10 protein-coding genes are annotated in these 12,773 nt (G+C 67.8%); 6 read left to right on the top strand and 4 right to left on the bottom strand.

Features of this window, described 5'->3' with window-relative positions:
* Positions 1-391 precede the first annotated feature (391 nt).
* From BG61_RS09350 to BG61_RS09325, 6 genes are all read left to right on the top strand, one after another.
* On the top strand, positions 392-3,805 hold the full coding sequence (locus BG61_RS09350; protein WP_035925440.1) for an Rne/Rng family ribonuclease: 3,414 nt from the start codon (positions 392-394) through the stop codon (positions 3,803-3,805).
* A gap of 227 nt (positions 3,806-4,032) precedes the next feature.
* Positions 4,033-5,142 (top strand): GTP 3',8-cyclase MoaA, encoded by a 1,110-nt coding sequence (gene moaA, locus BG61_RS09345; protein ID WP_035925441.1) that lies wholly within the window; start codon positions 4,033-4,035, stop codon positions 5,140-5,142.
* Between the two features lie 85 nt (positions 5,143-5,227).
* Positions 5,228-5,791: a molybdenum cofactor guanylyltransferase MobA gene (mobA, locus tag BG61_RS09340; protein WP_051672399.1), complete on the top strand. Its 564-nt coding sequence runs from the start codon at positions 5,228-5,230 to the stop codon at positions 5,789-5,791.
* A gap of 129 nt (positions 5,792-5,920) precedes the next feature.
* Entirely contained in the window at positions 5,921-7,243 is a 1,323-nt protein-coding gene (moeA, locus tag BG61_RS09335; protein WP_035925443.1) for a molybdopterin molybdotransferase MoeA, read from the top strand.
* 96 nt (positions 7,244-7,339) lie between these two features.
* The gene (locus BG61_RS09330; RefSeq protein WP_035925445.1) at positions 7,340-7,615 is read left to right on the top strand and encodes a hypothetical protein; all 276 of its coding nucleotides are present in this window, start codon (positions 7,340-7,342) and stop codon (positions 7,613-7,615) included.
* Complete coding sequence (locus BG61_RS09325) at positions 7,615-8,097, top strand: GNAT family N-acetyltransferase (protein WP_035925447.1); 483 nt, start codon at positions 7,615-7,617, stop codon at positions 8,095-8,097. The genes BG61_RS09330 and BG61_RS09325 overlap by 1 nt, the downstream gene beginning before the upstream one ends.
* Before the next feature lie 43 nt (positions 8,098-8,140).
* On the opposite strand, the gene BG61_RS09320 is transcribed toward BG61_RS09325, so the two are convergent.
* Genes BG61_RS09320 through BG61_RS09305 form a run of 4 tightly spaced genes read right to left on the bottom strand, consistent with a single transcriptional unit; the run spans position 8,141 to position 12,682 of the window.
* On the bottom strand, positions 8,141-9,613 hold the full coding sequence (locus BG61_RS09320; protein WP_035925449.1) for a DNA recombination protein RmuC: 1,473 nt from the start codon (positions 9,611-9,613) through the stop codon (positions 8,141-8,143).
* Positions 9,610-10,590, bottom strand: coding sequence for a 2-hydroxyacid dehydrogenase (locus BG61_RS09315; protein WP_035925451.1), 981 nt, complete (start codon positions 10,588-10,590; stop codon positions 9,610-9,612). The genes BG61_RS09320 and BG61_RS09315 overlap by 4 nt, the downstream gene beginning before the upstream one ends.
* A 9-nt stretch (positions 10,591-10,599) precedes the next feature.
* Positions 10,600-12,006, bottom strand: a complete 1,407-nt coding sequence (locus BG61_RS09310) for a sodium:proton antiporter (RefSeq protein ID WP_035925610.1) — start codon at positions 12,004-12,006, stop codon at positions 10,600-10,602.
* Between the two features lie 4 nt (positions 12,007-12,010).
* A complete protein-coding gene (locus tag BG61_RS09305; protein ID WP_035925613.1) occupies positions 12,011-12,682 on the bottom strand; it encodes a LutC/YkgG family protein in 672 nt (223 codons plus the stop codon).
* Positions 12,683-12,773: the final 91 nt, after the last annotated feature.

The raw sequence follows: 12,773 nt of genomic DNA, 5'->3' as shown, positions 1-12,773 counted from the left end.
CACTGATTATTCGCGCCGGTTTGCGCGGACCGCCTCTCGAAGCCGCATCAGGAGGTAACGGCTCTCTCTCGCAGCGCTGCCGGCTCATCGCGTCGTCATGGACGCCGGGCCACAAGGCCGTGCCGCCTGAGCCGCGAGCCGCGTTGTTTCACGGCGTGTCGTGCCGTTTTCGCATGTGCCCAGGGCTTGGCCGCCGCGGCGCGTTTTCGCGTCATGCCGCGCAGTCGGCTTCAAGTCTCACTTCAGGCAATTCTCCCCGCCAGAACTCCCGCTCCCGCGTGCTTTGTGACAACACAATAAGCGTGGCGCGCCCACCCTCCCGCTTTCGCCCGACCGACGGTCGCGCGAACTCGCCAGACGAGGGACGGCAGAGCCGCTCTGGAGCCGTTCAATGAAACGCATGCTGTTTAATGCGACGCAGCAGGAAGAATTGCGCGTCGCCATCGTCGATGGGCAAAAACTCATCGACATCGACATCGAAACCGCCGGGCGCGAACAGCGCAAAGGCAATATCTACAAGGGAGTCGTCACCCGCATCGAGCCCTCGCTCGAAGCCTGCTTCGTCAACTACGGCGAGGACCGCCACGGGTTCCTGCCGTTCAAGGAAGTCGCCCGCCAGTATTTCCGCGACGGCGTCGACATGCGCTCCGCCCGCATCCAGGACGCGCTGCGCGAAGGCCAGGAACTCATCGTCCAGGTCGAAAAGGAAGAGCGCGGCAACAAGGGCGCGGCGCTCACCACCTTCATCTCGCTCGCCGGACGCTACCTCGTCCTGATGCCGAACAACCCGCGCGGCGGCGGCGTGTCGCGCCGGATCGAAGGCGACGAGCGGCAGGAACTGCGCGAAACGATGGCGCAGCTCGAACTGCCCGACGGCATGAGCATCATCGCGCGCACGGCGGGCATCGGCCGCTCCGCCGAAGAGCTGCAGTGGGACCTGAACTACCTGATGCAGCTGTGGCGCGCGATCGAAGCGGCGTCGCAGAGCGGCGTCGCCGGCACGCCGATGCTGATCTACCTCGAATCGAGCCTCGTCATCCGCGCGATTCGCGACTACTTCCAGCCGGATATCGGCGAAATCCTCATCGACACGACCGAAATCCATGACCAGGCGCGCGCCTTCATGGACATCGTGATGCCCGACAACCTCTCGAAGGTGAAGCGCTATCACGACGACGTGCCGCTTTTCTCGCGCTTCCAGATCGAGCACCAGATCGAAACCGCGTACTCGCGCACGGTGCCGCTGCCCTCGGGCGGCGCGATCGTGATCGACCACACGGAGGCGCTCGTCGCCATCGACGTGAACTCGGCCCGTTCGACCAAGGGCGCGGACATCGAGGAAACGGCGACCCGCACGAACCTCGAAGCCGCCGACGAAGTCGCGCGCCAGTTGCGCCTGCGCGACCTGGGCGGGCTGATCGTGATCGACTTCATCGACATGGAGTCGGCGAAAAGCCAGCGCGAAGTCGAGCAGCGCCTGAAGGATGCGCTCAAGCATGACCGTGCGCGCGTGCAGATGGGCAAGATCTCGCGCTTCGGGCTGATGGAGCTGTCGCGCCAGCGGCTGCGCCCGGCGCTCTCCGAAGGCAGCCACGTGACGTGCCCGCGCTGCAACGGTACGGGCCACATCCGCGACACCGAATCGTCCGCGCTGCAAGTGCTGCGGATCATTCAGGAAGAAGCGATGAAGGAGAACACCGCGGCGATCCACTGCCAGGTGCCGGTCGAGGTGACCGCCTTCCTGCTGAACGAAAAGCGCTCTGAAATCAACAAGATCGAGTCGCGCTTCAAGGTCAATGTCGTGCTGATTCCGAACAAGCACCTCGAGACGCCGCACTACAAGCTCGAGCGCCTGCGTCACGACGACGCACGCCTCGACGAACCGCGCGCCTCGTGGAAGATGGCCGTGGAAGCGGCGAGCGAGCTGGAATCGGAGACGGGCTACAGCAAGCGCACCGAGGAAGTGAAGCCGAAGCAGGAAGCGGCGGTCAAGGGCATCACGCCCGAGAAGCCGGCGCCGAGCGCGCCGGTGAAGCCGGTTCAGGCCGAAGTTCCCGCGGCGGCGCCTGTCGCCGTGACGCCGGCGAGCGGCGGCTTCATCGGCTGGCTGAAGAATCTGTTCGGCATGCAGCCGGTCGCCAAGCCGGCGCCGGCACCCGTCGTCGAGACGCCCGCGCCGGCACGGCCGCAGCGCGAGAGCCGCGACCGCACGGAGCGTGGCGAGCGCGCAGGCGGCGATCGCAACCGCAATCGCCGCGGCGGCGCCGCGGTGCGGGACGGCGCCCCGGCGGGCGCCAACGGCGCCAGCGGGACCAACGGTGCGGGCGGCCGTCAGGGCGGGCGCCGCGAAGAGCGTGAACCGCGCGAACCGCGTGAGGGCCGCGAGGCACGCGCGGGCCGCGAGGCTCGCGAGCCGCGTGAATCCCGCGAGCCGCGCGAGGCACGCGAAACCCGCGAACCGCGTGAAGCACGCGAGCCGCGTGAGAGCCGGGAACGCGGCGTCGAGCGCGTGGAACGTGGCGAGCGTCCGGAAGCGGGAGAGCGCCAGGAGCGTCGCGATCGGCCGGAACGCGTCGAGCGCGGTGAGCGCCCGGAACGAGGCGAGCGCCGCAAGCCCCAGCCGGAAGCCGCCGTCGAGGCGCTGACGCAAGGCGAAACGGTCGCGTCGGAGATTGCCGAAGCCGCTCAGGTCAAGGCAGAAGCGCAGCAGGAAGGCATCGATGCGCTGCAGGGCGATCAGGCGGCCGTCGCGCGTGAAGGCGAAGAACGCCGTCGCCGTCGCCGCGGCCGTCGCGGTGGCCGTCGCGAGCGCGACGAGGAAGGCGTCACCGTGAATCACGCCGCCGACCTCGCCGAAGCCGAAGGCGCAACGGACAGCATGTCCGCGCAAGCCGGCGTCTTTGCTGCCGAATCTGCCGCCGAGGCGTCGGAGGAAGCCAGCGAGCGCCGCGAAACGCGGCATGTCGAGCCGGCGCAGGACGTGGTCGCACCGGTTGCGGTGGCAGCCATCAGCGTGACGGAACTTCGCGAAGAAGCCGCGCAGACCGTGGAGGAAGCACGAGCCGAAGCAGCGCCGCAGGAAGCCGCACAGGCACGCGCTCAGGAAGCCGCTGCACCGACGCCGGATCTGTTCGCCAAGCCGCAGGCGCCTCAGCCGGTCGAAAATCCGTTCGGCCCGACGCCGAAGGTCGCTGAAACGAAGCCGGCCGATCCGTTCGCACAGGCGCCGGAAGTTGCCAAGGCACCCGAAGCGGTCGATGTACCGGTTGCGCCGGTTGCAGAAGCGCCGGTTGCGCCGGTTGCCGAAGCGCCGGTGGCTCCCGTTGCCGAAGCGCCGGTTGCGGAACCCGTCGAGGCTGTGAAGGCAGCGCAACCCGTCGAAGCAGCGAAGCCGGCCGAAGCCGTTTCCGCCGTTCCCGCCGAGCCGCTGAAGGCGGCGCCCGTCGCCGCGGTGCCGGAGTCGCAGGCGGTCGCGGCAGTGGTCGAGACCGTGGCCGCGCCGGAACCGGTCGTGACGCAGACGGCCGCTGCGGCCGAACCGGAGCCGGTGAAGACGTTCGAAACCGTGGCGACGGCGGCCCCGGCCCCCGTCCAGTCGACCGTTCTGAAGGAAGAGGCGCTCAAGCCGATGCTGGAAACGGCCGGCCTCGTCTGGGTCAACACCGACGCCGACAAGCTGCGCGCAGCAAGCACCGCCGCGGCGCAGGCGGAAACGCCGAAGCGTGTCCCGCGCGAACGCAAGCCGCTGCCGCCGCTCGACTCCGCGCCGATGCAGCAGGTCGAAACGGGCAAGAACGCTCACTGAGCGCCGCAGTCGCCGCTTCGCATCGAGCGGCATGGATCGCCGACGCCGGATTCCCGGTGCCGGCGATCCGATAAAAAGAGCGCCACCGACGAAAGTCGCGTGGCGTTTTTTTTCCTCGCCGAAGCGCGCGGCCCATGGCGTCGAAGGGTCTCGCTGTCTTGCGCCCCGTCATCCGTTAAAATGAATCAGTTGCCTTACAAAGCGTAGTGCGAACCCGCAGAGCCGCCATGTCCCGACGCATCATCCCTGTTGCCGATGTCAGCGCGATCCCGGATTTCTCCGGCGTCGCCGCGGTGCCGTCCGGGCTGCTTACCGACACGCTGGCGCGCCCCCTGCGCGACCTGCGCATTTCCGTGACGGATCGCTGCAACTTCCGTTGCGTTTACTGCATGCCGCGCGAAGTCTTCGACAAGGACTATCACTTCCTGCCGCACAGCGCGCTGCTGTCGTTCGAGGAAATCGAGCGGCTCGCGCGGATCTTCGTCGAACATGGCGTCGAGAAAATCCGGCTCACGGGCGGCGAGCCGCTGCTGCGCAAGAACATCGAATTCCTGATCGAGCGGCTCGCGCTGTTGCGCACGCCCGAGGGCCGTCCGCTCGACATCACGCTCACGACCAACGGCTCCATCCTCGCGCGCAAGGCCCGCTCGCTGAAAGACGCGGGTTTGTCGCGCGTGACGGTGAGCCTCGATGCGCTCGACGACACGCTCTTTCGCCGCATGAACGACGCCGATTTCGCGGTCGCCGACGTGCTCGAAGGCATCGATGCCGCGCAGGCCGCCGGGCTCGCACCGCTGAAGGTCAACATGGTCGTCAAGCGCGGCACGAACGACGCCGAAATTCTCCCGATGGCCCGCCATTTCAAGGGCACGGGCACCGTGCTGCGGTTCATCGAGTACATGGACGTCGGCGCGTCGAACGGCTGGAACATGAGCGAGGTGCTGCCGTCGGCCGAGGTGGTCGCGCGCATTTCCGGGGAATTTCCGCTCGTGCCGCTCGAGGCGCACAGCGCGGCCGAAACCGCCCAGCGCTGGGGCTATCGCGACGGCGGCGGCGAGATCGGCGTGATTTCGAGCGTCACGCGCGCGTTCTGCGGCACCTGCACGCGCGCGCGGCTTTCAACGGAAGGCAAGCTGTACCTGTGTCTTTTCGCGACTTCGGGGCACGACCTGCGCGGCCTGATCCGCAACGGCGCAAGTGACGAAACGCTCGCCACCGCCATCGCGCGCATCTGGGAAAAACGCGGCGACCGCTACTCGCAACTGCGCGGCAGCGGCGCGCTCGCTCCGTCCGATCCCGACGCGCGCCGCGTCGAAATGTCCTACATCGGCGGCTGACGTGGTGCTCGTACTCGCCACCGCACCGGCCATCGCGCGTCAAGACATTACCGGTGTCGTGCTCGCGGGCGGACGCGGCTCCCGCATGGGCGGCATCGACAAGGGCATGCAGCCGCTCAACGGCGAACCGCTCGCGCTGCACGCGCTCAGGCGGCTCGCGCCACAGGTCGGCGCGACGCTCATCAGCGCGAACCGCACCATCGAAATCTATGCGCAGATCGGCAAGCCGTTCGGCGCCAAGGTGATTTCCGATACGTTCCCCGATTTTCCCGGCCCGCTCGCCGGCATCGCGTCGGCGTTGCGAGCGGCGCAAACCGAGTTCGTGCTGACCGTTCCGTGCGATGCGCCGTACGTCGACGAGCATCTTGCGCAAAAACTCGCGCACGCCCTTCAGGCGGCGCATGCGGACATCGCGACTGTCGCGGTTGTCGACGCCGCCGGCGAGCGCGAGCTGCATCCCGTGTTCGCGCTCTTGCGCGCCTCGCTCGCTGATGACCTGGAAGCCAGTCTGCGCGCAGGCGAGCGCAAGGTGCGCGCGTGGTACGCGCGCCACAAGGCGGTGGAAGTGCCGTTCGCCGATGAGCACGCGTTTTACAATGTCAACGATTTGCAGCAGCTAGCCGAACTGGAGCGCCCCGTCAGCCGTTAGCCGCTGCTACCGAGCGACATGGAGCCACATCGCGCGCCTTCTCCTTTTCACCCGTCCGCACTCGGCGCATCCGGCGTCGCGAGACATCTGATTCATCCGTCCGAGCTCAGTCGCGACCCGTCCTGATTCATGACCACGCCCAAGCAATTTTCCAGTTGCGTCGCCCACTACGATCCGAACGCGCTGCCCGTGAGCGCGGCGCAGGAGATCGTGCGCCAGTGGGCCGTGCCGCGCGGCCGGAACGATTCGGACGACGCTTGCCTCGAACGCGTGAGCCTCTTCGATGCGCTCGACCGCGTGCTGGCCGAAGACGTCGTCTCGCCGATCGACGTGCCGCTTCACGACAATTCCGCGATGGACGGCTACGCGTTCGCGAGCGCATCGATCGGTACGCGCGACGGCGCGAGCGAGCTGACCTTGAGCGTCGCGGGCACGGCGCTCGCGGGGCAGCCGTTCCCGGGCACGCCGCTCGCCACGCAATGCGTGCGCATCATGACGGGCGCGCTGATTCCGCCCGGCTGCGACACCGTCGTGCCGCAGGAACTCGTCACGCGCGAGGGCGACGCCATCCGCTTCGACGCGCGCACGCTCGAGCCCGGCGCGAACCGCCGGCTGGCGGGCGAAGACCTGGCGTGCGGCGAGCCGGCGTTGCGCGCGGGGCGGATCGTGCGCGCATCCGACCTGGGCCTGCTCGCATCGCTCGGCATCGCGCAGGTCGCGGTGCGCCGGCGTCTGCGCGTCGCGTTCTTTTCGACGGGCGACGAACTGCGCTCCGTCGGCGAAACGCTGACGCCCGGCAGCGTGTACGACAGCAACCGCTACACGCTCTATGCGATGCTGCGTCGCCTCAACGTCGAGCCGGTCGATCTGGGTATCGTGCGCGACGACCGCGCCTCGCTCGAAAAGGCGCTGCGCGCGGCGACCGAGCAGGCCGACGTGGTGATCAGCTCGGGCGGCGTGTCGGTGGGCGATGCGGATTTCACGCGCGAGCTGATGAATTCGCTTGGCGACGTCGCGTTCTGGAAGATCGCGATGCGTCCTGGCCGGCCGCTCGCCTTCGGCCGGCTCTGGTCGGGTCCGCGCCCGGGCGACGGCGAATCGGCGCTCTTCTTTGGCCTTCCCGGCAATCCTGTCGCGGTCATGGCAACCTTCTACTTCATCGTGCGCGAAGCGCTGCTCGCGATGTCGGGCGCCGCGCGGCACGCGCTGCCGGTCATCGGGGCCGTGAGCACGCAGCCCATCAGGAAGCGCGCGGGCCGCACCGAATTTCAGCGCGGCATCGCGAGCCTCGACGCGAACGGCCGCTGGAGCGTCGTCACGACCGGCCCGCAGGGCTCAGGCGTGCTGAGTTCCATGAGCGAGGCGAACTGCTTCATCGTGCTCACCCACGAGACCGGCGATATCGACGCGGGCGACACCGTAGACATCGTGCCCTTCGACGGGCTGATCTGAACCACGCGGCACGAGCCGCACAGCGCGACGCGCAGCCGGACGCGAAGGCGCGCAACGAAACGATCCGATACATCGACACACGGGGACTTACCTTCAATGAAAAAGCAGATTTCCTCCATTGCACCCGGGCAGACGGCGAAAGCGCTGATTCTCGTGTACCTGACCTTCAGCGTGCCGATCGTGCTGCTCGGCGTGCTGGTCGCGTTTTTCCGCTTCGGCTCGGTGGAACTGAGCACGGTGACGAGCGCGCTCCTGCTCAACGCGATTCTCGGGTTCATCCTGCTGTGGATCGCGTGCCACGCGTACAACTGGGTCGCGTCGCGCTTCGGCGGCATCGAGATCGTACTTTCCGACGCGCCGGAGGAAGCGTGATGAGCACGCTGATCCGCGCCGCCGCCCCCGCCGACGTCAGCGCGATCTACGCGCTGATGATGGAGCTCGCCGAGTTCGAGAAGCTCACGCATCTGTTCATCGCGACTGAGGAAGGCGTGCGCGACGCGCTGTTCGGCCATCGCCCCGCCGCCGAGGCGCTCGTCGCAGAGGAAAGCGGGCAGATCGTCGGCTATGCGCTCTTCTTTCACAACTTCTCGACGTTTCTCGGCAAGCGCGGCCTTTATCTGGAAGACCTGTACGTGCGCCCGAGCCTGCGCGGCACCGGCCTCGGCACCAGGATGCTGCGCACGCTCGCGGCGCTCGCCGTCGAGCGCAAATGCGGCCGCTTCGAGTGGTCGGTGCTCGACTGGAACCAGCCGGCCATCGATTTCTACGAAAAAATGGGCGCGACCGTGCTGCCCGACTGGCGCATCGTGCGCATCACGGGCGACTCGCTCGAGACGCTCGCCCGGCCGCAATAGCCGTCAGGGTCGGTTTTTGGGTCGGCGTGCGGCTGCGATCGGGTTACGGCTCGTCGGGATCGTCCGCCGGCCCGGCCGCCCCGCCGAGCAGACCCGCCGCCTGCTCGCCGGGCAACGCTTCCACGTCGCGCAGCTTCTTGCTCATCTGACGCGTGCGCGTTTCGGCCGCTTCGATCGAGCGCGTCACGGTTTCGAGCTGCTTCTTCGTGTTGGCGAGCACGTCGCCGAATTTCCGGAACTCCGTTTTCACCGCGCCGAGCACCTGCCACACCTCGCTCGACCGCTGTTCGATCGCAAGCGTCCTGAAGCCCATCTGCAGGCTGTTGAGCAAGGCGGTGAGCGTGGTCGGGCCCGCCACGCTCACGCGATACTCGCGCTGCAGCAGATCGGTCAGGCCCGGCCGGCGCAGGATCTCCGCGTAGAGACCTTCGGTCGGCAGGAAGAGCAGCGCGAAATCAGTGGTGTGCGGCGGCGCGACGTACTTCTCCGCGATCGCCTTCGCCTCCGCGCGCACGCGCCCTTCCAGCGCCCGCGACGCCTCTTCCACCGCGACCGCGTCCGCGCGCTCCTGCGCGTCGATCAGGCGTTCGTAATCCTCGCGCGGAAACTTCGCGTCGATCGGCAGCCACACCGGCGTCGCGATGCTGCCGACGGTTCCCGGCGCATCGTGGCGCCCCGGCAGCCTGATCGCGAACTCGACGCGCTCGTTGCTTTTCGGGATCGTCGCGACATTCTTCGCGTACTGGTCGGGTGTGAGCAGCTGTTCGAGCAGTGACTCCAGCTGCACCTCGCCCCAGGTGCCGCGCGTCTTGACGTTGGTCAGCACCTTCTTCAGGTCGCCGACACCCGCCGCGAGCGTCTGCATCTCGCCCAGGCCGCGATGCACCTGTTCGAGCCGATCCGACACCAGCTTGAACGATTCGCCAAGGCGCTGTTCGAGCGTCGCGTGCAGCTTTTCGTCGACGGTCCGGCGCATCTCCTCGAGCTTCGCCGCGTTGTTCGCCTCGATGTCCTTGAGCCGCGCTTCGAGCGTCGCGCGCACTTCGACGAGGCGCCGGTCGTTCGATTCGGCCAGTTGCGCGAGCTGCTGCGTGAGCGTGTCGCCGAAGCGCTTGAGGGCGTTGCCTTGCTCGTCGCGCGCGTGCTGGCTTTGCAGCGCGTTGCTTTCGGTGAGCTTGGCGAGCTGCTGCGAGAACGATTCCAGTTGCGCGTTCTGCACCGTCGCCATGCTCGCGAGCTGCGCCGCGAGCGTCTGCTGGAACTGCGCGAAGCCGCTGCTCGCTTCGGCGCGCGAGGCCCGCGCCGTCTCCGTGATATCGCTGCGCAGTCCGCGTTCGAGCCGCTCCTGCGCACGCGCATGCGCCTCGCCCATGTCGTTGATGCGGTCGGTCAGCGCGGCGAACTCCTCTTCGATCGCGCCGCCCGCGTCGCGCCGCAAGAGTACGAAGAGCGCGACGAGTGCAACCACGAGCGCGATCGCGAGCAGCGCGACCGCGGCGGGCAACAGCATCGTCATTTACGCAGGACGTCGGGATTGACCGGATTCGGCGGGTTGCCCGCGCGCGGACCTTCGCCGAGGCCCGCGATCAGGTTGTCGGCGGCGAGATTCGCCATCGCGCGGCGCGTGGCCTCGCTGGCGCTTGCGATGTGCGGCGTGAGCACGACGTTCGTGAGCGTCAGGAAGTCGCGGTTGAAATTCGGCTCGCCTTCGAACACGTCGAGGCCCGCGGCCGCGATCTGCCCGCGGCGCAAGGCGTCGATGAGCGCCGCATCGTCGACGATCCCGCCGCGCGCGATATTGGTCAGCGTGGCGCTCGGCTTCATCAGCGCGAGTTCGGCCGCGCCGATAGTGTGGTGGCTGTCGCGGCTGTACGGCAGCACGAGCACGACGTGATCGGCGCGCCTGAGCAGATCCTCCTTCGACGCGTATTCGGCGTTCAGCTCCGCCTCGATCCCGGGCGCCACGCGCGAGCGGTTGTGATAGACCACCCGCATGTTGAAGCCGCGCGCGCGGCGCGCGAGCGCCTGGCCGATGCGCCCCATGCCGATCACGCCGAGCGTCGAGCCGTGGATATCCGAGCCGGTGAACGCGTTGTACGACCACTCCTTCCACTTCCCGGCGCGCAGGAAATGCTCCGACTCCGTGATCCGGCGCGCGGTCGCCATCATCAGCGCCCAGCCGAAGTCCGCCGTGGTTTCGTTCAGCACGTCGGGCGTGTTGGTGGCGAGCACGTTGTGCGCGTTGAACGCCTGCATGTCGAAGTTGTTGTAGCCGACCGCCATGTTGGCCACCACCTTCAGCTTCGGCGCCCCTTCGATCGCCTTCGCGCCGACCGGGTCGCCCGCGATGAAGGCGCCGTCCTTGTCGGCGAGACGCCGCGCGATCTCGTCGGCGGGAAGGGCTTCACCGTCGTGTGCGTCGACTTCGAAATACTGTTTCAGCCGCTCGATCACGTCCGGGAAGACCGGGCGCGAGACAAAAACCTTCTTCATCGAATGCTCCTAGAAAAATAGCCAGCCGGTGATCACGAAGATCGGCAGGAGAACGACGCTCGACCAGGCGAGATACCCGAAAAAGCTCGGCATGCGGATGCCGCGCGATTCGGCGATCGCCTTCACCATGAAGTTCGGCGCATTGCCGATATAGGTGTTCGCGCCCATGAACACGGCGCCCGCGGAGATCGCGGCGAGCGTCGATGCGCCCGTCGTCATCAGCGCCTGCGCGTCGCCGCCCGCGAGGTTGAAAAACACGAGATAGGTCGGCGCGTTGTCGAGAAACGACGACAGCAGCCCCGTCGCCCAGAAATAGGCGATGTCGACCGGCTTGCCGCTCGTGTCGGTGACGAGATGCACGACGCCCGCGAACGCGCCCGCCTGGCCCGCGCGCAGGATCGTGATGACCGGGACGATGGTGATGAAGATCGCGGCGAAAAGCTTCGCGACTTCCTCCATCGGCGCCCAGTTGAACGCGTTGCCCGCGCGCGCGCTTTTCGGCGTGAGGGCGAGCGAGGCGAGCGTGACGAGCGCGAGCAGCACGTCGCGCACGGCGTTCTGCAGCGCGACATGCGTGCCGAACACGTCGAACTCCACGCCCGGCTTCCAGATGCCGCTCATCAGCACGAGCACGATCACCGCCCCGAGCAGGACGAAGTTGATCTTGCCGTCGATGCCGAGCGGAGGCGAATCGGGCGTCGGGTCGAGAAAGCGGCTGCGCGACTCGTCCTTCGTGCGGAAATAGTAGCTGTCGAGCGCGTAGAACAGGACGAGCAGCACGCCGCAGATGAAAAGCATCGGCAGTGCGAGATGGACCGTCGTCCAGAAGAAGCTGACGCCGTTCAGGAAGCCGAGGAAAAGCGGCGGATCGCCGAGCGGCGACAGCGACCCGCCCGCGTTCGCCACGAGGAAGATGAAGAACACGACCACATGCACGACGTGCTTGCGGTTGTCGTTGGCGCGCAGAAGCGGCCGGATCAGCAGCATCGCGGCGCCCGTCGTGCCCATGATGCTCGCGAGCACGGTGCCGAGCGCGAGCAGCCCGGTGTTGAGCGCCGGCGAGCCGTGCAGATTGCCGCGCACGCAGATGCCGCCCGCCACCACGTAGAGCGCCGTAAGCAGGATGATGAACGGGATGTACTCTTCGAGCATCGCGTGCACGAACGCGCCGAAGGCCGTGCCCGCGCCGAAGCGGATGGCGAACGGCACGAGAAACACGATGGCCCACGCCGCCGAGACCTTGCCGAAATGGTGGTGCCAGAACGCCGGTGCGACGAGCGGAAACACGGCGATCGACAGCAGAATGCCGACGAACGGAACGCTCCACCAGGCCGAGAGCGTGGCGCCGTCGAGCGTCGCCGCCGACGCGGCGAACGGCAGCGCGGCAAGCATGCCGCCGATAGCAAGACGGCGCATCACGTCACGCCCCGCGCACGATGATCACATGCACCCGGTACGGCCCATGTGCGCCGAGCACGATGGTCTGTTCGATGTCGCCGGTACGCGACGGCCCCGACACGAAGTTGACCGCGCGCGGCAGTTCGCCCCGCTCGGCGCGCATCAGCGCGAAAGCGTCCTCGTGCGCCGCGACGATGCGCGACGCCGGCACGATCGCGATGTGCGTCTGCGGCAGCAGCGCGCCGGAGGCAGGCGTGTCCGGTCCCGACAGCAAGACGAGGGAACCGGTTTCGGCTGTCGCGCAAAAACATCCGGTGATGCCGACGAGATCGGCGTCGAAGGGCTTGCGAAACGCCACGCCGATGCCCGCCTCTGCCCACGGAAGGCCGGCAAGCGCCGGCCAGGCGACGGCATCGGTGCCGAGATCGAGCGACTGGAGATAGCGCGCGGTTTCGCCGGGGGCGTCGGTCAGAGACTCGACTTCGGCGAGCGTCGTGGAAAGGCGCTCGGCTTCGAGGCTGAAGCGCGCGACCAGTTCGGCCATGCCCGACGGCAGTTCGGGCCGCGGGCCCGCGGGATGGCGCGCGAGATAGTCGTCGACTGCCGCGCGTTCGGCGCCGCCCGGCGCCGCGGGCCGGCCCTGCGCGCTGCGAATCCGCGCCAGAATGTTCCGGCGGGCAGCCGATGTATCCATGTTCATGTCCTCGTTGGCCTTCGTCGATATCGACACGATTATAGCGAGCGGTCCCTGCACGCGGCCCTCGGCCGGTCGGCCAGCGAAGCGC

The organism is Caballeronia glathei (assembly GCF_000698595.1).
Lineage (GTDB): Bacteria > Pseudomonadota > Gammaproteobacteria > Burkholderiales > Burkholderiaceae > Caballeronia > Caballeronia glathei.
Note: the sequence above shows the minus strand (reverse complement) of the source record. Positions and strands in the feature narration are given on the sequence as shown.

Bases quoted from the DNA above. Each gene is read 5' to 3' on its own strand.
- BG61_RS09325 (WP_035925447.1), top strand. From the start codon at position 7,615: ATGAGCACGCTGATCCGCGCCGCCGCCCCCGCCGACGTCAGCGCGATC.
- BG61_RS09315 (WP_035925451.1), bottom strand. From the start codon at position 10,590: ATGAAGAAGGTTTTTGTCTCGCGCCCGGTCTTCCCGGACGTGATCGAG.
- mobA (WP_051672399.1), top strand. From the start codon at position 5,228: ATGGGCGGCATCGACAAGGGCATGCAGCCGCTCAACGGCGAACCGCTC.
- BG61_RS09305 (WP_035925613.1), bottom strand. From the start codon at position 12,682: ATGGATACATCGGCTGCCCGCCGGAACATTCTGGCGCGGATTCGCAGC.
- moeA (WP_035925443.1), top strand. From the start codon at position 5,921: ATGACCACGCCCAAGCAATTTTCCAGTTGCGTCGCCCACTACGATCCG.
- BG61_RS09350 (WP_035925440.1), top strand. From the start codon at position 392: ATGAAACGCATGCTGTTTAATGCGACGCAGCAGGAAGAATTGCGCGTC.
- BG61_RS09310 (WP_035925610.1), bottom strand. From the start codon at position 12,006: ATGCGCCGTCTTGCTATCGGCGGCATGCTTGCCGCGCTGCCGTTCGCC.
- moaA (WP_035925441.1), top strand. From the start codon at position 4,033: ATGTCCCGACGCATCATCCCTGTTGCCGATGTCAGCGCGATCCCGGAT.
- BG61_RS09330 (WP_035925445.1), top strand. From the start codon at position 7,340: ATGAAAAAGCAGATTTCCTCCATTGCACCCGGGCAGACGGCGAAAGCG.
- BG61_RS09320 (WP_035925449.1), bottom strand. From the start codon at position 9,613: ATGACGATGCTGTTGCCCGCCGCGGTCGCGCTGCTCGCGATCGCGCTC.